The sequence below is a fragment of the Salinicola halophilus genome (genome assembly GCF_003206155.1).
Classification (GTDB): Bacteria; Pseudomonadota; Gammaproteobacteria; order Pseudomonadales; family Halomonadaceae; genus Salinicola; species Salinicola halophilus.
The window spans coordinates 171,026-191,230 of the sequence record NZ_PZJV01000003.1 but is presented as its reverse complement, the minus strand read 5'-3'; the positions used below and the strand labels follow the sequence as shown (position 1 = coordinate 191,230).

Annotated in this window: 15 protein-coding genes and 1 pseudogene; 10 read left to right on the top strand and 6 right to left on the bottom strand. The window is 65.2% G+C overall.

Annotated elements, in window-relative coordinates:
* The first annotated feature begins 24 nt into the window (after positions 1 to 24).
* The 5 genes from DOM33_RS11085 (at position 25) to DOM33_RS11065 (ending at position 6,269) form a co-directional block, all read left to right on the top strand.
* Positions 25 to 480, top strand: coding sequence for a TRAP transporter small permease (locus tag DOM33_RS11085; protein WP_204352670.1), 456 nt, complete (start codon positions 25 to 27; stop codon positions 478 to 480).
* Positions 477 to 1,775 carry a TRAP transporter large permease gene (locus DOM33_RS11080; RefSeq protein ID WP_110668968.1) on the top strand — a complete coding sequence of 433 codons (1,299 nt, stop codon included), beginning with the start codon at positions 477 to 479 and terminating at the stop codon, positions 1,773 to 1,775. Before DOM33_RS11085 ends, DOM33_RS11080 begins: the two co-directional genes overlap by 4 nt.
* 23 nt (positions 1,776 to 1,798) lie before the next feature.
* Entirely contained in the window at positions 1,799 to 4,174 is a 2,376-nt protein-coding gene (locus DOM33_RS11075; RefSeq protein ID WP_110668966.1) for a glycoside hydrolase family 31 protein, read from the top strand.
* A gap of 192 nt (positions 4,175 to 4,366) precedes the next feature.
* Positions 4,367 to 5,047: a type 1 glutamine amidotransferase domain-containing protein gene (locus DOM33_RS11070; RefSeq protein ID WP_110668964.1), complete on the top strand. Its 681-nt coding sequence runs from the start codon at positions 4,367 to 4,369 to the stop codon at positions 5,045 to 5,047.
* A 154-nt stretch (positions 5,048 to 5,201) separates the two neighbouring features.
* Entirely contained in the window at positions 5,202 to 6,269 is a 1,068-nt protein-coding gene (locus DOM33_RS11065; RefSeq protein ID WP_204352669.1) for a sulfite oxidase, read from the top strand.
* A gap of 58 nt (positions 6,270 to 6,327) precedes the next feature.
* Here DOM33_RS11065 and DOM33_RS11060 read toward each other — a convergent pair whose 3' ends face one another.
* Positions 6,328 to 6,552, bottom strand: a complete 225-nt coding sequence (locus tag DOM33_RS11060) for a DUF3820 family protein (RefSeq protein WP_110668962.1) — start codon at positions 6,550 to 6,552, stop codon at positions 6,328 to 6,330.
* Between the two features lie 171 nt (positions 6,553 to 6,723).
* Here DOM33_RS11060 and DOM33_RS11055 point away from each other — a divergent pair.
* The 3 genes and pseudogenes from DOM33_RS11055 to DOM33_RS11045 all read left to right on the top strand — a co-directional run.
* Positions 6,724 to 7,278 (top strand): annotated as a pseudogene (locus tag DOM33_RS11055) (BCCT family transporter); the annotation flags it as partial.
* A 31-nt stretch (positions 7,279 to 7,309) separates the two neighbouring features.
* On the top strand, positions 7,310 to 7,657 hold the full coding sequence (locus DOM33_RS11050) for a LysR substrate-binding domain-containing protein (RefSeq protein WP_110668960.1): 348 nt from the start codon (positions 7,310 to 7,312) through the stop codon (positions 7,655 to 7,657).
* A 262-nt stretch (positions 7,658 to 7,919) separates the two neighbouring features.
* On the top strand, positions 7,920 to 8,264 hold the full coding sequence (locus DOM33_RS11045) for a hypothetical protein (RefSeq protein WP_110668958.1): 345 nt from the start codon (positions 7,920 to 7,922) through the stop codon (positions 8,262 to 8,264).
* Between the two features lie 458 nt (positions 8,265 to 8,722).
* Here the strand turns inward: DOM33_RS11045 and DOM33_RS11040 are convergent, their stop codons facing one another.
* Both DOM33_RS11040 and DOM33_RS11035 read right to left on the bottom strand, forming a co-directional pair.
* Positions 8,723 to 9,619 (bottom strand): protease inhibitor I42 family protein, encoded by an 897-nt coding sequence (locus DOM33_RS11040; protein ID WP_110668956.1) that lies wholly within the window; start codon positions 9,617 to 9,619, stop codon positions 8,723 to 8,725.
* Positions 9,620 to 9,763: 144 nt separating this feature from the next.
* Positions 9,764 to 11,995, bottom strand: coding sequence for a mechanosensitive ion channel domain-containing protein (locus DOM33_RS11035; protein WP_162617958.1), 2,232 nt, complete (start codon positions 11,993 to 11,995; stop codon positions 9,764 to 9,766).
* A gap of 323 nt (positions 11,996 to 12,318) precedes the next feature.
* On the opposite strand from DOM33_RS11035, the gene DOM33_RS11030 reads away from it, so the two are divergent.
* On the top strand, positions 12,319 to 13,107 hold the full coding sequence (locus DOM33_RS11030) for an SDR family NAD(P)-dependent oxidoreductase (RefSeq protein WP_110668952.1): 789 nt from the start codon (positions 12,319 to 12,321) through the stop codon (positions 13,105 to 13,107).
* A 122-nt stretch (positions 13,108 to 13,229) separates the two neighbouring features.
* Positions 13,230 to 14,792 carry an alpha,alpha-trehalase TreF gene (treF, locus tag DOM33_RS11025; protein ID WP_110668950.1) on the top strand — a complete coding sequence of 521 codons (1,563 nt, stop codon included), beginning with the start codon at positions 13,230 to 13,232 and terminating at the stop codon, positions 14,790 to 14,792.
* A 150-nt stretch (positions 14,793 to 14,942) separates the two neighbouring features.
* Here the strand turns inward: treF and glgB are convergent, their stop codons facing one another.
* From glgB to DOM33_RS11010, 3 genes are all read right to left on the bottom strand, one after another.
* The gene (gene glgB / locus DOM33_RS11020; RefSeq protein WP_110668948.1) at positions 14,943 to 17,156 is read right to left on the bottom strand and encodes a 1,4-alpha-glucan branching protein GlgB; all 2,214 of its coding nucleotides are present in this window, start codon (positions 17,154 to 17,156) and stop codon (positions 14,943 to 14,945) included.
* Between the two features lie 58 nt (positions 17,157 to 17,214).
* Positions 17,215 to 19,404, bottom strand: coding sequence for a glycogen debranching protein GlgX (gene glgX, locus DOM33_RS11015; protein WP_110668946.1), 2,190 nt, complete (start codon positions 19,402 to 19,404; stop codon positions 17,215 to 17,217).
* Between the two features lie 163 nt (positions 19,405 to 19,567).
* Positions 19,568 to 20,131 (bottom strand): DUF2934 domain-containing protein, encoded by a 564-nt coding sequence (locus DOM33_RS11010; RefSeq protein WP_110668944.1) that lies wholly within the window; start codon positions 20,129 to 20,131, stop codon positions 19,568 to 19,570.
* Positions 20,132 to 20,205 lie beyond the last annotated feature (74 nt).

Below are 20,205 nucleotides of genomic sequence, written 5' to 3'. Positions count from 1 at the left end.
GACACTGCCAACCGGACGCTGGCGGTGCTTCTTCTGACGATCTTCGCCCTGCTCGTCGCGGTCGTTACCCTGCAGGTCGCGAGCCGCTACTTCACCGATTCGCCAACGATCGTCACCGACGAGATGGCGCGTTTTCTGCTGATCTGGCTCGGGCTGCTGGGCGCGGCCTATGCCTCGGGCGCGTCCCGACATCTGGCGATCGACTTCCTCCCCGAACATCTGCCGCGCGAGGCGCGTCGCTGGCTCAAGGTCGTTCTGCAGCTGGTCGTCCTGCTCTTCGCCGGCCACGTCATGCTCTATGGCGGCGCCGAGCTGGTCGGCCAGACCTTCGCCAACGGTCAGACGACGCCGATGCTCGGGATCAGCATGGGTTGGATCTATCTGGCGCTACCGCTGGCCGGGGCGTTCATCGCTTTCTTCGCCCTGCTCGACATCGCCACGCTCGCATGCGATTCGCAACCGACGGGAGACGACGCATGACACTGATCGACAGCGCTATCCTGTTCGGCACCTTCTTCCTGCTACTCGCCCTTGGCCTACCGATCATCTTCGCCATCGGCATCGCCTCGCTGGTGTCGATCGCCACCAGCTTCGCCCTCCACGACGCCGCGCTGATCGTCTCTCAACGGATGCTGAGCGGGCTCGACAGCTTCACCCTGCTGGCGATCGCCTTTTTCATTCTCGCCGGCGCTCTGATGAACCGCGGCGGTGTTGCCATCCGGCTGATCGATCTGGCGCGGCTGATCGTCGGGCGGCTACCGGGCAGCCTCGCCCACTGCAACGTGGTAGCGAACATGATGTTCGGGGCGATCTCCGGCTCCGCCGTTGCCTCGTGCGCCGCAGTGGGCAGTGTGATGAATCCGCTGCAGAAGCGCGAAGGCTACGACCCCGGTTACGCCGCCGCGGTCAACATCGCTTCGAGCCCGGTGGGGCTTTTGATTCCGCCGAGCTCGACCTTCATCGTCTATTCGCTGGTTTCCGGCGGCACCTCGATCGCCGCGCTGTTTCTGGCGGGCTACCTGCCAGGGCTGCTGATGGGCCTAGGTCTGATGCTGGTGGCCGGGGTGATCGCCAAACGCCGGGGCTATCGGGCGGACACCACCGAACGGGCGCCAGTTCTGCCCACCCTGCTCCACGCCCTGCCCTCGGTCTTGCTGATGGTGATCGTCATCGGCGGCATCGTCGCTGGTATCTTCACCGCCACCGAGGCCTCGGCGATCGCGGTGATCTACACCCTGATTCTGACCATGGCGATCTACCGCACCATCACCTTCAGGACGCTACCGGCAATCGTGCTGGAGGCAGCGATGACCACTGCCATCGTGCTGCCGCTGATCTCCGTTTCCGGCGCGATGTCATGGGCGATGTCCCTGGAGAGCATTCCACAGCAGATCTCGGATGCGCTGCTCTCACTCTCCGACAACCCGCTGGTCATCCTGCTGCTGATCAATCTGATTCTGCTCGCCATCGGCATGTTCATGGACATCACACCGGCGCTGCTGATCTTCACGCCGATCTTTCTTCCCATCGTTTCGAAGTTCGGCATGGACCCGGTTCACTTCGGGGTGCTGATGGCGTTCAATCTCTGTATCGGCATCTGTACGCCGCCGGTGGGAAGCGCTCTCTTCGTGGGTAGCTCCGTTGCCAACGTCTCCATCGGCCGAGTCGTGGTGCCGCTGATACCGATGTTCGTCGCCCTCCTGGCGATGCTGATGGCCATCACCTACCTGCCCCAGATCAGTCTCTTCCTTCCCAACCTGCTGCTGGGCGGCTAAGTCACCCAATAACCGAGGTCCCAATGCGTTTTCTCACCGACTGGTCGCTGAATGCGGTCGATTCCGATCGCATCGTGCTCGACGCGGGCGACCGCCAGGTCGTCGTCTTCGTGTTCGGCGAATCGCTCTTTCGCGTTTTCGTGCACCGTGAACAGGGAGCCCGCCCCTCGCGCACCTGGTCGATCGACCCCGACGGCTCGCTGCCGTGGGAGGGGCGCGATCGGCTGTCCGGTGAAGGTTTCACGCCACCGACCTGGACGTTCATCGAGCACGACGACGGCGTCAGCGTAGAAACCGCACGCCTCAAGCTGCATATCGGCCATCCCTTCAAGCTGACCTGGCACGCGCGTGCCGACGAAAGCGACGAGTGGACGTCTCTCGCCGAGGATCGCCCCACCGGCGGAGTGGCCGTCGCGCGGCGCGGCCAGGGCGTGGAGCACTATCTACGGCGCTTCGATGGCGAGCGCTACTACGGTCTCGGCGAGAAGAGCGGCGACCTGGAACGCTCGGGCAAGCGCTACGAGATGCGCACGCTCGACGCCATGGGCTATCGCGCCGACTCGACCGACCCACTCTACAAACACGTGCCGTTCACGATTACCCGGCGCGATGACGGCTTCGCCTACGGTCTCTTCTACGACAATCTCGCCACCTCGCGGGTCGATCTCGGCAACGAGCTCGACAACTACCACGTCCCCTACCGGGCGTTTCGTGCCGAGGATGGCGATCTCGATCTCTGGTTTCTGCTCGGCGAACGGGTGCTCGACGTGGTCAAGTCGTTCACCCGCCTCACCGGCGGCGTCGCCTTCGGACCCAAGTGGTCGTTCGGCTACTCCGGCTCGACGATGCACTACACCGACGCCCCCGACGCTCAAGAGCAGCTCGGCAAGTTCGTCACGCTCTGCCGCGAGCACGACATCCCCTGCGACTCCTTCCAGCTCTCCTCGGGCTACTCCTCGATCGGTGACAAGCGTTACGTCTTCACCTGGAACCGCGACAAGGTGCCGGATCCGGCGGCGATGGTGAACACGTTTCGCGAAGCGGGCATGCGCCTGATCGCCAACATCAAACCCTGCCTGTTGACCGACCACCCGGCCTACGCCGAGGCGGCGAAGAATCGTCTCTTCGTCACCGACTCCGACACCGGCGAGGCCGAGGTCTCCCCGTTCTGGGACGCCGCCGGCTCGCACCTGGACTTCACGCGCAGGGAGACGGTCGACTGGTGGAAGCACAACGTCGACGACAAGCTGCTGTCACTGGGGATCGAGAGCACCTGGAATGACAACAACGAGTTCGAAATCGTTGATCGCGAGGCGCGGCTCGATGGCTTCGGCGAGCCGCTCACCGCGTCGGTGGCCAAGCCCGTGCTCTCACTGTTGATGGTACGCGCCTCCCAGGAGGCTCAGCTTGCCCATGCGCCCGAACGTCGCCCGTTCCTGATCACCCGCTCCGGCGGCCCGGGGCTGCAGCGCTACGCTCAGACCTGGTCAGGCGACAATCGCACCGAGTGGCCCACGCTTCGCTACAACCAGCGCATGGGACTGGGACTCGCGCTGAGCGGCATTTCCAACGTTGGTCATGACGTCGGCGGCTTCTCCGGCCCGCGCCCCGATCCCGAGCTCTTCCTGCGCTGGGTGCAGAACGGCGTGATGCATCCGCGCTTCACCATCCACTCCTGGAACGACGACGGCACCGTCAACGAACCCTGGATGCACCTGGAGGTGCTCGACGGCATTCGCGAGGCGATCCGTCTGCGCTATCGGCTGCTGCCCTATCTCTACACGCTGGCCTGGCGTGCCCACGTCGAGCTCGAGCCGATGATTCGCCCCACTTTCCTCGATCACGAGCACGACTCGGCTACCTTCGCCGAGAACGACGAGTTCCTGCTCGGCGAAGAGCTCCTCGTGGCTACGGTGATGGAACCGGGTGCACGCGAGCGACGCCTGCACCTGCCGGACAACGGCTGTGGCTGGTACGCCTTTGAAGGCGGCGCCTGCCGGGAAGGCGGCCGAGAAATCGTCGTCGACGCGCCGCTCTCACATCTGCCGCTGTTCGTGCGCGCCGGGGGCATCGTCGCCACCGCCGATCGCCTCGCTTACGTCGACTCGACCCGTGACGATGCCCGTGCGCTGAGAGTCTATCCGTTCGTCGAGCAGGGGAGTCGCACCGTCACGCTCTTCGACGACGACGGCGAGAGCGTGCTGGGCGAAGGCGCGGGAACGCTCGTGACCCATGTAACCCTGACCTGCGACGCTGATTCGATCCGTCTCGACTGGCGTCACGAAGGGCGTTACCGCCCGGCTTACTCTGGCTTTCGCGTCGAGCTGCCCAGCGGTGACGCTCGGCCGCTCTACGTCAACGGCGAGCGCACGGCGCCGGGCGAGACCCGACCGCTCTAACGTTTAAGACGAGCTTGCCCCCGACTCGGTATGACGACCGCTAGCGATGGCGCGAAGCCGGCTTGAAGTCGCGCCGGGCTGCCCGCATCTTCTTGCCACTGACGCGGCAACGGCTTGGCGCGAGAGACGTGCCGAGCGCCAGCGGGGCTCACGCCCGCTGCCGACGCGCGAACCGACCCAGGGAGAGATGTCATGAAAGTCTTGATGGTACTGACCTCGCACGCCGCCATGGGCGATACCGGCCACCAGACCGGTTTCTGGCTCGAAGAGTTCGCCAGCCCCTACTACGTCTTCAAGGACGCCGGGGCCGAGATCACGCTGGCCTCACCCGCGGGTGGTCAGCCGCCAGTGGATCCCAACTCCACCCAGCCCGATGCGCAGACCGAGGCGACGCACCGCTTCGACGCGGACAGCGACGCTCAGGCGCAGCTCGCCGAGACCCGTAGGCTGGCGGATGTCTCCGCGGACGACTTCGATGCCGTCTTCTATCCGGGCGGCCACGGCCCGCTATGGGATCTCACCGGCAATGCCGATTCGATCCGGCTGATCGAGGCGTTCCTCGCCGCCGACAAACCGGTAGCATCGGTCTGCCACGCGCCCACCGTACTGCTTCAGGTCAAGTCCGCTGGCGGTGATCCGTTGGTCGCCGGGCGCACGGTGACCGGCTTCACCAACAGTGAAGAGGAAGCGGTGGGTCTGACCGAGGTGGTTCCGCACCTGCTGGAGAGCGAGCTGAAGCGGCTCGGCGCGAACTACCGCCGCACCGACGAAGATTTCGCTCCGTTCCACGTCGAGGACGGCCTGCTGATCACCGGCCAGAATCCGGCGTCGAGCGAAGTGACGGCAAGCGCCCTCGTCGCTCGCCTGCGCTAGGGCCCATGCCCCGGTCGCGCCTGCGACCGGGGTCTTGCCTTCATCGTCCGACATCTACCACTGACACCTAACGCTCGGCACCAACGCTCGCCTTCTCGCCCACTTCGCGCTGAACTACGCTCTAGACACTTTCACTGCGCGCGGCGAGGCCTTCGTGACTCATCACCCCCGACTTTGCAAACCGACGCCGGGCGAGCGCTTCGTCTATCCCGCCGAGGGCGGCGCCACCAATGTGGAGATGCGCCCCACCGGTCTGACGGGGTTTCTTACGCCCATCGATCGATTCTACGTGCGCAGCCACTTCGACGTTCCCGAGCTCGACACCGACACCTGGCGGCTGACCCTTGAGGGTGACGCCCTCGTGCGCTCGCTCGAACTCGATCTCGCGGCGCTGACACAGCTACCCCGGGTCAGCGTCGTTCGCGCCATCGAGTGTGCGGGCAACGCCCGGGCCGGCTTTGCGCGGGACTTCGGTCGCGCCGCGGAGGGCGCGCAGTGGCACACCGGCGCCATCGGCGTGGCGGAGTGGACCGGCGTACGCCTGCGCGATGTGCTCGAGCTGGCGGGTATCGCTGCCGAGGCGGCGTGGGTGCTGCCGGAAGGACTCGACGGGGGCCGGTTCGCCCGCCCGTTGCCCATCGACAAGGCGCTGACCGGGGATACGATCATCGCGCTTGCCATGAACGGGGAACCGCTGCCCGTCGATCACGGTTTTCCCGCCCGGCTGGTGGTGCCGGGCTGGCTGGGCGCGGCAAGCGTCAAGTGGCTGGGGCATATCACGGTCTCCCGTGGCCGGCTCGACACCTACTGGAACACTCGCGACTATACCCTCGCCGGGCCGGACTACCCCGCGGTGGGCGACGCCGACGGCATTCCCATCACCACGATGCCGGTGATGAGCCTGATCGAGTGCGAGGAGAACGCGACGTTCGACGCAGGCCGGCGGCGACTCTTCGGTCGCGCCTTCTCCGGCGAAGGGCCGATCACGGCGGTGGCGTGTCGGCTCGACGACGGCCCCTGGCAACCGGCGGCACTGGAGGACCCCGGCGTCGAAGGCGCCTGGGCGCTCTGGTCGATCGCGCTCGACCTTGCACCCGGCGAACACGTGATCCACGTCCGCGCCGTCGATGCGACCGGCGCCGAGCAGCCGGACCAGGTCGTCTGGAACGACCACGGCTGTCTCTACAACGCCGTGACCCGCTGCGCGATCGACGTGATCTGACCCGGCGTCGCGCTCGCCGCGGCGCGCTCCGCTCGACCCAGCCCGCCAGGCGACGATCTCACGACAAGCGCTGGTGCCCGCGTAGCGGTTCCAGCAGGCCCGCCAGCCCGTTGTGGTCGATCTCCTGCATCAGTGCCAGGAGCCTGCCGATCTCGCCGTGGGGAAAGCCCTCGCGGGCGAACCAATTGAGATAGTTCCCCGGTAGATCGGCGATCAGCCAACCCTCGTACTTACCGAACGGCATGCGCCGCGTCACCAGTTTCTCGAGATCCTCGGGTTCCATCGTCTCTCTCGTCAGAGCGCCCCGCCGAAGGCGGTGCGCATCGTTCGTCGGCCCATGCGCGGGACGCATGGGTCCATGCTCGCAAGGCGTTTGCCACCCTGCCCCGCTCTACCGTTAGGGTATAACGCCATGAAGACGGTGCATCGCACCGGCGAACAACGATAACGGGAGATGGGTATGCGGACGTCACTGAGGCCACTCGTGTTCTGGCCGACCTTTCTGATCCTTCTGGCCGCCGTGGTGGCGAGCTATGTCGACCTCGATGGCTTTCTCGCCGTCGCCTCCGCCCTCAACGGCGCGATTCTGGACAATTTCTCCTGGCTTTTCAGCCTCGGCAGTCTCTATCTACTGATCATGGCGGTGGTGGTCTATGTCTCGCCGCTCGGGCGGATTCGCATTGGCGGCGCCGAGGCGACGCCGCTGCTCTCCAAGCTGCGCTGGTTCTCGATCACGCTCTGCACCACTCTCGCCGTGGGGGTCCTGTTCTGGACCACCGCCGAGCCGCTCTATCACCTGATGTCGCCGCCGGCGTCGCTGGACCTGGAGCCGGGCTCCGGCGAGGCCGCGCTGTTCGCCATGTCGACGATGTTCCTCCACTGGACCTTCACGCCCTACGCCATCTACGCCGTACCGGCGCTGATCTTTGCGCTCGCCTTCTACAACCTGCGCCTGCGCTTCTCGATCTCGAGCATGCTCGAGCCGATCTTCGGGCCGCGCGTAAAGCGCTTCGCCGGGCTGATCGACGCGGTCTCGCTCTATGCGCTGGTCGCGGGGATGGCGTCGTCGCGGCGGCGAGCGCCAGCTGCCCGACTTTCAGCGCGCCCATCCCGACATCGAGATTCGAATTCTCACCGTCCAGGACCCTTACCGCCTGGATCTCGGCGAATTCGATCTGGGGATCTACTATCACCTCCCCAACGAGGTCGACCCGCCCGGCCTACACGCCGATGCCATCTTCGATCACGAAACGGTCGGCGTGGTCTGCAGCCCGATCTACTTTCAGCGTCACGGCGCAGTGGCCGACCCCGCGGCGCTGCTGACGAGCCACACGCTGATGGTGGTGGAGGATCACTATCACGACTGGCTCACCTGGCAGCGCTGGTAACGCGATCTCGATCTGACGTGGCGCTCGCCGGCGCACGCGCTGCGCGCCTTTCGCGACTGGGCCCTGGCCGGCGCTAGCGCCACCGACCCTGGGTAGCGGCGCTCATCGAAACGATCTTGCCGTCGAGTGTCGCATCGGTTGCATCGCGTTTCGCGACGTTTCAGCATGAAACGAACGCTACACAGATAGCGCTCGACAACACGATCATGACTGCAACGACAACGACAATGCCATTCGCCCGGAGCGCGAAGGAGAGACAGTTATGCCCGTCAAGCTCGTCGCCCGCCAGCTGCTGGAGAGCTGCGATCCCGCCAAACGACAATATCCCTCGGCCACCGATACCCGCACCTACCGGGCGCTGTCACGCCAGGAGCAGCGACGGGTCGACCGACTGGTGGCTCGTGCCAGGCGCGTCATGGGACTGCGGGCGCATCGACGCCTGCCGGCGATATTGCGGCCGTTCATTGCCATGCGCTGGGGTTGTTTCAATGCGTTCGGCCCGGAGCTGGCGCCGCTTGCCTGGATGACCGGGGCATACGTTCGCGGCGTGCCTTCGCCGGGGTCACGCTACCCGTCGCTCGCCGGTGCAACGACAGCCGGTAAGTGAAAACGTCCGCGACAGCGGCGATCGCCCCGGACTGAAAACGCATCGACCCGCCGAGTGGCGGGTCGATGCGTTCGATGTTCCCAGAACTCGCCGGTCGCTTGGCGAGCGAGAACGGCATTTCAGGCGATTTCGTCACCGGCGGGTGACGAACGCGCGCTACGACAGATTCCCAAAGCGACGAGAAAACCGAGCGTCACGAACCCGGCAACCAGACAACCGATGAGAAGACTCATTGCACACCTCGAAGACTAGACACGTTGAACAGCGGCTAATCCGCAACGCTCCAAGCCTTGAGTCCTTTCACTGGCTTATCGACTCACTCCGAGTCGCCAACTTGCCATCGCACCGCAGGTAACGGGCGATGTGTGCGGAGAACCGAGTTTGCCGAGCACTAGGACTCTCATGCAACCCCCTCGAGAGTCGTAGGAAAAAGTCCATACCCGGCGCCATGCCGAGCACTATTCGGTGATATGGACGGTGTAACGCACCACTCTTGCCGGCGCCGCTTCGGGGGGCACCGCGGTAGGGTCGCTGGCTGCCAGCTCGAAGCGCAGTGCCACGTCACCGGGGTAGCGTGCCCTGAACTGCCAGACGGCAGTACTGTTCGGTTCGACCTGCTGGCGCATCTGGCCGGCGGCGACACGCATCGGCGAACCCAGCGGTTCGAGCGCCCCCTCGGGCGGGTCGATCAGCCGCCATCCGAACCCTTCACCGGCCGGGGAAGACAGGCTCACCGTCAACGTCTGTCCCACGGCGATCGTCTGCGACAGGCCGCTGTCGGCTTCCGTGATCGTCAGATCGCGGTGGCGAGGCATCGTCGTGCGCTCGAGGGTTGCGCGCTCGCCGTGCCCGCCATCCAGGCGGATCAGCGTCTGCGCATCCGGCTGTTCAAACTGACGGACCCGCCCGGAGGCGTCATCCGGCGTCAGACGATAGATCGGACGATCCGTGCTGCGCTCGCCGCTTCGCGTGATCAGCCACTGTCCGTGCTCGCTGGCGACGCCGTCATCGGCCACCGGTTGTTCGCTGTCGCCGACCGGATAGCGATCGAGCTGGTAGCCGGAAGGCGCGCCGGTTCGGCGCTGACGATAGAGCGTCAGCTCCGCCTCGGTCGCTGGCTCGACGCACGTCGCGCAGCCGAGCCGCCCGCGGTAGGTCTCGGCATACACCGGCGCCACATCGAGTCGGGCATCGGACTGGCGCTGAACCCAGGCATCACGCCCCTCCGGACGCGTGCAGCCCGCCAGCAGAACGAGCACCATCAGCGACATCCACCTCTGCAGCCAACGAATGACGTCGCCGGTGGATACGCTCTCGTCCCGTCCTGCCCTACCGATCCGTCGAGTGGTGCTCATCTGGCCTCCTGCCGATGAAGATGTCGCATGACACGTCTTCAGCCTAGAAGGCTTGGCCGACCTCTGCCCGCTGTGGCGTCGCCGACGCCCGGTTCGGCGCCGACGCCGCGAGCGTCTTCCCGGCCGCTGCGACGTCGAATCGTGCTACTCGGAATCCGGCGCCCGGGGCGCCGTGACCGGCTCGCGGGTGCCGTCGACGTCGGCAGTCGCGGCCGGATTCTGCTCCATTACCACGCTCATGCGCGGCATCGCCAGATCGATCCCCTGCGCGTCGAAGTGCTGCTTCAACCTCAGATTGAAGGCGCGCGCCACGTCCCACTGCATCACCGGCGCGGTGCGCATGCGAATACGCAGGATGGCGGCGCCGGCATCGAAGCTCTCCACGCCCTGAATCTCCAGCGGTGACCAGATGTGGTGACGCATCATCGGATCGCTGCGCAGGTCGTCGGCGATCTGGCGTACGGTCTCGATCGCCTCGTCGATCTTGAGATGATGCGCGATGCGAATACGCATCAGCGCCACGCCGAACTCCCGCGAGTAGTTCTGGATGCCCTGAATCTGGCTGAACGGAATGATGTGCACGATGCCATCGAGATCGCGCAGCTTGACGGTGCGGATGCTGAGCGCTTCGACCGTGCCCATGTGTGCGCCCAGATTGACGAAGTCATCGATGGCCAGCGAATCCTCGATGAGGATGAACAGCCCCGTGATCAGATCCTGGACCAGGGTCTGGGCGCCGAAGCCCACGGCCAGACCGATGACGCCCGCCCCCGCCAACAGTGGCGTGACGTTCACGCCGAGATTGGCCAGCGCGATGATCACCGCGATGATCGCGATGGTGAAAAAGATGGTGTTGCGCAGCAGTGGCGTGATCGTCTGCGCCCGCGCGCTGGCGTTGACCCGCCGACCGTGACGACGGCTGCTTTTCAGCAGCGCGTGCTGGATGGCGGTATCGGCCAGAATCCAGACGAGCCAGGCGACCAGGAAGGTGACGCCCAGGCCGAGGGCGGACTTGACGATCTGCTGGCTCAGCCCCTCGGCGCCGCCGACCACCCAAAGCGATGACCCCCACACGCGCAGTGCGATCTCCGCGAACACCAGCCAGGCGAGCAGGTGCGCCAGCGTGAAGACCAGACGCAGGATCCGCGTCCAGTATTCCGAGGACTGCTTCTCGCGAGCGCTCTCGCTGCGGCGCTGAATCAGCCCCGAGGCAACGAGTGTGGCGATCATCAGTCCGGCCGTGATCACCGCGCGAAAGAAGGCGCTGCGCGAGTCCTCCGCCGACATCAGCATGGCGCCTAGCGAGACCACCACCATCAGCAGGATGGGAATGTGCCAGACCCGACTGAAGACGCGCACCAGCTCGGACGTGGCGCGCCGCTCCTGGCGCTGATGATAGGGGCGATTGCGGATCAGATGCCGAATGGGGCGCCGAAAGCCCATGACGAAAGCGGCCAGCAGAACGGCGGCGCAGACGTTGGCGAGCAGCGAGATCAGCGACGTCACCCCCTCGCCCAGCGGCTCCACGACGCCGGCGGCATTGGAAGCGTCACCCAGCGCCACCAGGCAGCCGAGGGCGAAGAGCCAGCGCGCGCCGCGTCGGCGCAGGATTCGCAGCGCCACCTGACGATGACCGCTGGCGAACAGCGAGAAGACGATCTCGCACACGGCGGCGAACAGCGAGCCGCACAGCGTGACGTAGGCGGCGATCATGGCCAGCGTCACGCCGATGCTCGAGGTCGTGATCTGATGCACCGTGATCAGCGCGACGACGAAGCCCACGGCCAGCGGTACGACGCGCCGCACGATGTGGCGCACCAGCATCCAGGTCGTCGGCTCGGTGGGCATCTGCAGCGAGTAGCCCAGCCGCTGAATGGCCCAGCGCCAGAGCGCGGCGAGCGTCAGCGTTACCCCGATCCAGAGCGCGGTGACCCATAGCAGATCGAGCAGCAGTCGCGGTACATCGGCGCCGCTACCGACCAGCGCCGAAACGTCCTCGCCGGCCTGATCGAGCCGCGCGCCCCAGTAATTGATGGGGTTGTCGGGGCCGTCCTCCTCGAAGACGCTGAAGGAATTGGCAAGCGCCCCGAGCAGGCCGTCGCCCACCGGGCTCTCGTCGGCCTCGGCGGCGGTGGCGTCTCGCAGCTGCTCCAGGCTCGTCAGCAGCGCCTGGCGCTCTTCCCGGTTGTCGAGCGTCTGGATGATCTGCTCCAGCGACGCATTGAGCTCCTGCGCCGAGGGCGCTTCGCTGGTGCTCGACTCGCTCTGCGAAGCGCCGCCGACCATCGATGTCAGCGACTGCGCCGACGCCGTGACGCTCAGGGCCAACGTCACGACGATCCCGATCAGCCATCCGATTCGTATCCACTTCCTCACATCGACTCCCGTACACATGGCTCGCCCGCGGGCGTTTCGCCGGCCATCATGCTATCGCCGCGTGCCGGTCACAAATTTCGGGCCGCACTCATACGCCGAACGCGTTCGTCGCCCCCGGGGTGGAGTTGGTCGCTGAGCGCTGCCTGCTCTATCTTCTAAGCATGTTTCGTATGCGTCGCGCGTTCGGCGGTTCATGACGACACCCGGCGTGATCGCGGCCGCCGCTATCGATGGGCCGTAGGCCTCGGCAGGCGCCCCCGGGACATCGTGCTCCCGGACGAAACCGTTACACACTCGACGTTTTATCCAGCAAAGGACGCATCATGGACGAACAGACACAGCGTCGCGGCCGTCTCGACGGCCAGGTGGCACTCGTGACCGGTAGCTCCTCGGGCATCGGCCGTGCCATCGCCGAACGTCTGGCACAGGAAGGTGCCGACGTGGTCATCAGCGGCAGCAAGCCCTCCGAGCGCGCCGACGAGAGCGCCGAACGCGTACGCGCCTACGGCCGGCGTGCCGCCGTGGTCACCGGCGACATCGCCGACACGGCAACCAATCAACGCCTGATCGACGAAAGCGTCGCGGCGATGGGCCGGCTCGACATCCTGGTCAACAATGCCGGGCTCGAAATCGAAGCGCCCTTCTGGGACGTGACCGAATCGGATTACGACAGCGTGGTGGACACCAATCTGAAAGGCGTGTTCTTCACCACCCAGGCGTTCGTGAATCATCTGCGTGACGCCGAGCACGGCGGGCGCATCATCAACATGAGCTCGGTTCACGAGGATCTTCCCTTTCCCGGTTTCAGCAGCTACTGCGTGGCGAAGGGCGGTATTCGCATGCTCACGCGCAATCTCGCGGTAGAATTGGCGCCGCTCGGCATCACCGTCAACGGCGTGGCGCCGGGGGCGATCAAGACACCGATCAATGCCGACCTCGACGACGACCCGGAAAAGCTCAAGCACCTGCTCGGCAACATACCGCTCAACCGGCTGGGCCGCTCCGAGGACGTCGCCGGCGTCGTGGCATTTCTCGCCTCGGCGGATGCCGACTACATGACCGGCACGACGCTCCCCGTCGACGGCGGCCTACTCCAGCACTATCAGGAGTGAGCCCCTGCGCACCCGACCGAGGCGAGCCCGTGCCGGGTGCGGGCTCGCCTCGGTCGGACGACGTCGACACCCCTCTCCTCTGAAACCGTCCAACAGGTCCCGTTCACGCTATGGAATCGACGATGCCCACCGGCCTTCAGGCCGATCACGAAGCCGACGAGCGCATTCTCGATGCCGCCGTGACGCCCCATGACCGCTTCGGCGAACTGTTCGAGACGGTCGCGCTCGCCCACCTCTTCGAGGACTCGAAGACGTTCGCCGACAGCGTCCCCAAGCGCTCGCCGACGCATATCATGGCGGCGTTCGAAGCGGCTCGGCACGAACCCGATTTCGACCTGCGCGCCTTCGTCGACGAGTACTTCGACGACGACCCCCTGCAGTGCACCGGCTACGAGGCCGGGCCGAAAGAGGACATCGCCAAGCACATCGATCAGCTCTGGCCGGCGCTGACGCGCAACTCCCGTCAGCACCCGCTGTGGTCGTCGCTGCTCTCGCTCTCCCACGACTACGTCGTACCCGGCGGACGCTTTCGCGAGTTCTACTACTGGGACTCCTACTTCACCATGCTGGGGCTGGCCGCCAGCGGCGAAGACGCGCTGCTCTGCTCGGTGACCGACAACTGTGCCGATCTGATCTCCCGCTATGGCCACATGCCCAACGGCAATCGCAGCTACTACCTGAGCCGCTCCCAACTGCCGATGTTCTCGATGATGGTGGCGCTGCTCGAACAGAGCGGTCAGCGCCGGGCGATCGACTATCTGCCGCAGTTGAAGCGCGAATACGCCTTCTGGATGGACGGCGAAGCGGATCTGGCCCCGGGCGAGTGCTACCGCCGCTGCGTACGACTCGACGCGGACAGCCTGCTCAATCGCCACTGGGACGATCGCAATACGCCACGAGAAGAGTCCTATCGTGAGGATTACGAACTGGCGCAGGAGACCGACCGACCCTCGCACGAGCTCTACCGGGATCTTCGCGCGGGTGCCGAAAGTGGCTGGGACTTCAGCGGGCGGTGGCTGGACGACACCCAGGATCTCAAGACGATTCGTACCACGGCGTTCATTCCCATCGAACTCAACGCCATGCTCTACCACCTGGAATTCATTCTGGCCAAGCTCTGCAAGGCCAACGACGAAGGGGAGGAAGCCGAGGTCTTCAGCGACCGCGCCGAGCGTCGGCGAGAGGCAGTCGATCGCTATCTCTGGTGCGAAGAGCGCGGCGCCTACTACGACTACGACTGGCAGCGCGGCGAACGCAGCATTCACCTCACCGCCGCCTGCGTCGCACCGCTCTATCTGCAGCTGGCCTCGAAGCACCAGGCCGAGCGCGTGGTCAATATCGTGGTCCAGCGCCTGCTGGCCCCCGGCGGTCTCGTCACTACCGAGATCAACGACAGCCACCAGCAGTGGGACCATCCCAACGGCTGGGCACCGCTGCAGTGGATGGCGATCGAAGGGTTTCGCCACTACGGCTTCGACGAAGCCGCCGAGGACCTGGCCGACCGCTGGCTCAAGCTGGTGGACGATCTCTACCAGCGCGAACACAAGCTGGTGGAGAAGTACGTGCTCTACCCCGGCGCCGAACTCGCCGGCGGCGGCGAATACCCGCTCCAGGACGGCTTTGGCTGGACCAACGGCGTCACCCGCGCGCTGCTCGCCCAGCGTCAGGGCATGACGGTGGGCTGAGACCGGTCGCGACAGAAACGGCGGTCAAGAGATGTCTTGAAAAAACGGCAAGACAGAAACGTCGGCACTCAAAACAGTCCCTCCGGCGCCAGGGCGTCGGGGGGGCTGCGTTTTCATCGGACCCCGAGAACTCGATCCGGCGCCGGGATTTCAGCCGCCGGGTGTCAGCAGCACGACTCCCAGCGGCGGCAGTGTCATCACCAGCGACTGCGATTCACCATGGACCGCCGTCGATTCCGTGGTCAGGCCACCGCCGTTGCCCAGGTTGCTGCCTCCGTAGCAGTCAGCGTCGGAGTTGAAGCGTTCGCGCCACTGACCGGCGACGGGAACGCCGATGCGATACCCGTCCAGCGATCGCGGGGTCATGTTGGCGACGGCGAGCACGCGGTTACCCTGCGCGTCGATTCGCCACCAGGCGAAGACGCTATTGTGACTGTCGTCGCCCACCACCCAGTGGAACCCTTCGCTGTCGCAATCTCGTACGTGCAGTTCGGGCCGTTCGCGATAGACGGTGTTGAGATCGCGCACAAGGCGTTGGATACCCGCATTGGGCGCGTTGGCGAGCAGGAACCAGTCGAGCTCGCGATCATGACTCCATTCACGCCCCTGGGCGAATTCGCAGCCCATGAACAGAAGCTTCTTGCCCGGATGGAACCACATGAAGCTCAAGTAAGCGCGCAGATTGGCGAAACGCTGCCACTCGTCGCCGGGCATCTTGTCGATCAGTGACCCCTTGCCGTGAACCACTTCATCGTGGGAGATCGGCAGCATGAATCGCTCGTCGAAGGCGTAGACCAGACCGAACGTCAGCTGATCGTGATGAAAGCCGCGATAGAGCGGGTCGTGACTCATGTAGCTCAGACTGTCGTGCATCCAGCCCATGTTCCACTTGTAGTCGAAGCCCATGCCCTGCTGTTCGACCGGCCGAGTGACCCCGGGCCACGCGGTGGACTCCTCGGCGATGACGACGCTGCCGGGCGCTTCGCTCGCGGCGACCTGATTGAGATGCTGCAGGAACTCTACTGCCTCGAGATTCTCCGAGCCGCCGTGGCGGTTGGGAATCCATTCGCCCTCACGCCGGGAGTAGTTGCGGTAGATCATCGATGCCACCGCATCCACGCGCAGGCCATCGATGTGGAAATCGCGCAGCCAGTGCAGCGCCGAGGCGAGCATGAAGCCGTGTACCTCGCGCCGCCCCAGATTGTAGATGTAGGTGTTCCAGTCCTGGTGATACCCCTCGAACGGATGCGCATATTCGTAGAGCGCGGTTCCGTCGAAGCGGGCGAGCCCGTGCGGATCGGAAGGAAAGTGGCCCGGCACCCAGTCGAGAATCACCCCGACGCCGGCCCGGTGGCAGGCATCGATGAAGGCGGCGAAATCCGCCGGCGTGCCGAAACGTCCGCTGGGCGCGAACAGCGACAGCGGCTGGTAGCCCCAGGAGCCGCCGAACGGATACTCCATGATCGGCATCAATTCGATATGGGTGAACCCCATCTCGACCACGTAGGGAATCAGCGAATCGACCAGATCGGGCCACTGATAGATCTCACCGTCATCGCCACCGTGCTTGCGCCACGAGTTGGCATGGATCTCGTAGATCGAGATCGGCGCGCTCGGCGCGTGGCGCCCGCCGCGATTGGCCATCCACTCGTCGTCGTGCCATTCGAAGGAGGCCGAACTCGCCACGACCGATGCCGTCAGCGGCGGTGCCTCGGTGGAGAGCGCCATGGGATCGGCCTTGAGCGAGCGCTCGCCGTTGATGTCGATGAGCGCGAACTTGTAACGCTCGCCGGCGGCGAGACCGGGCACAAAAATCTCCCAGACGCCGGAGGGGTAGCGAGCGCGCATGCCGTGGCGGCGGGTATCCCAGCCGTTGAAATCCCCGACGACCGCGACGCGCTGCGCATTGGGTGCCCAGACGGCGAAGCGCACGCCGTCGACCCCGGCGACGCTCATCTGCTGCGCCCCCAGGCAGTGCCCGAGTCGGCGGTGGTTACCCTCGCCGATCAGGTAGAGATCGGTTTCACCGAGCAGTAGCTCGAAGGCGTAGGAATCCGCAACGATCTGTTCGGAGGCCGGCCAGCGGACGCGCAGCCGGTAGGCTTGTTCCGTGGGAAGTTCGCCGATGAACAGCCCGGCGATGCCGCCGACCCGGCACTCCGCCAGCGTACGGTCGTCCTCGGCGGCGATCAGCGTCACCCCTTCGGCCCCGGGCAGGTAGGCACGCACTTCAACGCGACCGTCACCTCGTCTATGCGGGCCGAGCACCGAAAACGGATTGGCATGGGTGCCGGTGGCGAGTGCTTCCATGTCGGCCGCATCGATCGTCGATGCGGCGCTAGCTGCGATATCGGTCTGTGTCATGAACTCTCCCTGGTCATCGGCGCGTGAACTTCCGTGAGCGACGTCTGTACGTTCGACATCAGGCATGCGGCGCGCCACGACCCTCTTCGACCAGCTCGAACAGCGAAAGGCTGCGACCCTTGACGCCATATTCCGTCTTCATGTCGCAGCGAACGTCCTCGGCGGCCGGGTCGAAGGTATCGATACGGCGCACCCACTGACTGCCGCCGGGGGATTCCGGCAGCACGAAAACGACCTCCTCGGGACTTGCGTTGATCGTGAGCAGCACGGTGACGTCGTTGCCCGGCGCACAGATGCCGGTCGGCTGCGCGTGACCGTCGAGCACCACTGCAATCGCCTTGGCGTTGTCGCGGTGCCAGTCATCATCGACCATCTCCTCGGCGTCGGGCGTCAGCCAAGTCACGTCCTTGATGCCCAACTGCTCGTTGAGCTTGCCGGTCATGAAGCGCCCCCGCTCGAGGATCGGGTAGTGTCGGCGCAGGCGGATCAGCTTGCGAGTGAAGGCGAGCAGCTCACGCCCTTCGTCGGAGAAGTCCCAGTCGACCCAGCCGATCTCGCTGTCCTGACAGTAGGCGTTGTTGTTGCCGCCCTGGGTGCGACCGAACTCATCGCCGCCCAGCAGCATCGGCGTGCCTTGAGAGAGAATCAGCGTCGCCAGCTGGTTGCGCATCTGGCGCATGCGCAGCTCGCGAATCTCGGCGTCGTCCGTTTCGCCTTCGGCGCCGTGGTTCCAGGAGACGTTATCGTCGTGACCGTCCTGATTGTCTTCACCGTTGGCCTCGTTGTGCTTGTCGCTGTAGCTGACCAGATCGCGCAGCGTGAAGCCGTCGTGAGCGGTGACGAAGTTGATCGACGAGAACGCCTTGCGACCGCGATGGTTGAACAGATCCGCGGACGCCGTCAGCCGATTGGCGAACGCGGGAAGCTTGCCCTCGTCGCCGCGCCAGAATGCACGCATGTCGTCGCGGAAGCGATCGTTCCACTCCGCCCATCCCGGCGGAAACTTGCCGACCTGATAGCCGCCGGGGCCGCAGTCCCAAGGCTCGGCGATCAGTTTGCACTGCGACAGCAGCGGGTCCTGTCGGCAGGAGTCGAGAAAGCCACCGCCCTCGTCGAAGCCATCGCTCTCGCGGCCGAGAATCGTCGCCAAGTCGAAACGAAAGCCGTCGACGCGCATCTCGCTGGCCCAGTAGCGAAGCGAGTCGGTGACCATCTGCAGCACACGGGGATGCGACAGGTTGAGCGTATTACCCGTGCCGGTGTCGTTGATGTAGTAACGATTCTCTTCCGGCATCAGGCGATAGTAGGAAGCGTTGTCGATCCCCTTGAACGACAGCGTCGGCCCCATCTCGTTGCCTTCGGCGGTGTGGTTGTAGACCACGTCGAGCAGCACTTCGATGCCGGCGGCGTGATAGCGCGCCACCATCTGCTTGAATTCACTGATGCTTTCGGTCGCCATGTAGCGCGGATGCGGCACGAAGAACGCCAGGGTGTTGTATCCCCAGTAGTTGTGCAGGTCCTTCTCCTGGAGATGGCGATCGTCGGCGAAGGCGTGGATCGGCATCAGCTCCATGGAAGAGATACCCAGCGCCTTGAGATAGTCGATCACCTCCGGGACGGCGAGCCCCGAGAAGGTCCCGCGTAGCTCCTCGGGCACGGCCGGGTGGCGCATGGTGTAGCCACGCGCGTGGGCTTCGTAGATGACCGTGTCGCTCCAGGGCACCATGATCTCGGTAGACCGGCCCCAGGTGAAGGCGGGGTCGATGACCCGACAGCGCGGCATGAACGGCGCGCTGTCACGCTCATCGAAGCTCAGGTCCCCGTCTTCGTGACCGATGGTGTAGCCGTAGAGCGCGTCATCCCATACCAGTTCGCCCACCAGCTGTTTGGCGTAGGGATCGATCAGGAGCTTGTTGGGGTTGAAGCGATGCCCCGCCTCCGGTTCGTAAGGGCCGTGAACCCGATAACCGTAGAGCTGACCCGGTCGGGCATCGGGCAGATAGCCGTGCCACACCTCATCGGTGTATTCGGGCAGCACGATTCTCTCGATCTCCTCTTCGCCCGCCTCGTCGAACAGGCAAAGCTCGACGCGCGTCGCGTGCGCGGAGAACAGGGCAAAGTTGACCCCGAGTCCGTCCCAGGTCGCACCCAGCGGATGGGGGAGGCCTTCCTGGATTCTCGACCCCATCACGAAACCGCCCTGCAGGGCCATACCTTCGTCGGTTTCGCTATCGTGTCGTTCGGTCATGTGTCGCTCCATCGAAGACCGGGTTCGCCCCGTCTAATTGAGATCCCCGGCCTGAGCCGTCGGGAGGGCTGAACAAGCATTACGCCTGCGTGGCGCCAACCATCGAGCCACGCAGGACACCGGGGCGCTTCTTTCCTGAATGCGCCCCGGCGGTTGGGTCGGGCTAATCGTTTTTGCTGCGACTGGACCGCGGTTTACGCGTCGTGGCCGCCGTCGTATCGGCGCTGCTGGCGTTCGACGACGCTTTCGTCGTGCTCTTGGTGCTCGAACCGGCGCGCTTGCTCGCGGTCGTCTTCTGATTCGTCGACGACTTCTGGCTCGTCGAGGCGCGCTTCGTCGTGCTGCGCTTGCTCGTCGGCTTGGCCTTCGATGCCGCATCGGTGCCTTCGGCCGTTGGCGAAACGTCGTCTTGCGGCTGCGCCTCTTCGGTCGGACGAACCTCGACGGCGGTATCCTCTTCCTTCAACGCCTCGGTCTCGGGGTCATCGAGGGGAAGCCGCGGCTCGTCGATACCGATCTCGTCGGGTTCCGCCGGCGGCTCCTCGCCTTCCAGCGGAGACGGCTCGTCACCAGCTGGCTGCCACTCGTGCTCTTCTTCGCGGGCGTTCTCCGCCTCGACGATACGCTCTGCCATCTCCCAATGGCGCTGCTCCTGACCCTCCGGGCGCCCCTCGGACTCCCAGATTCGATAGGCCAACATCCGCACCCGCTGCTCGCGACTCGTCATGATCTTTCCCCTTGTACGGTCAAAAGACGGGGGCTTCCCTGCCCCGCCGTCACTTCATCTCGTCTCGAGAACGT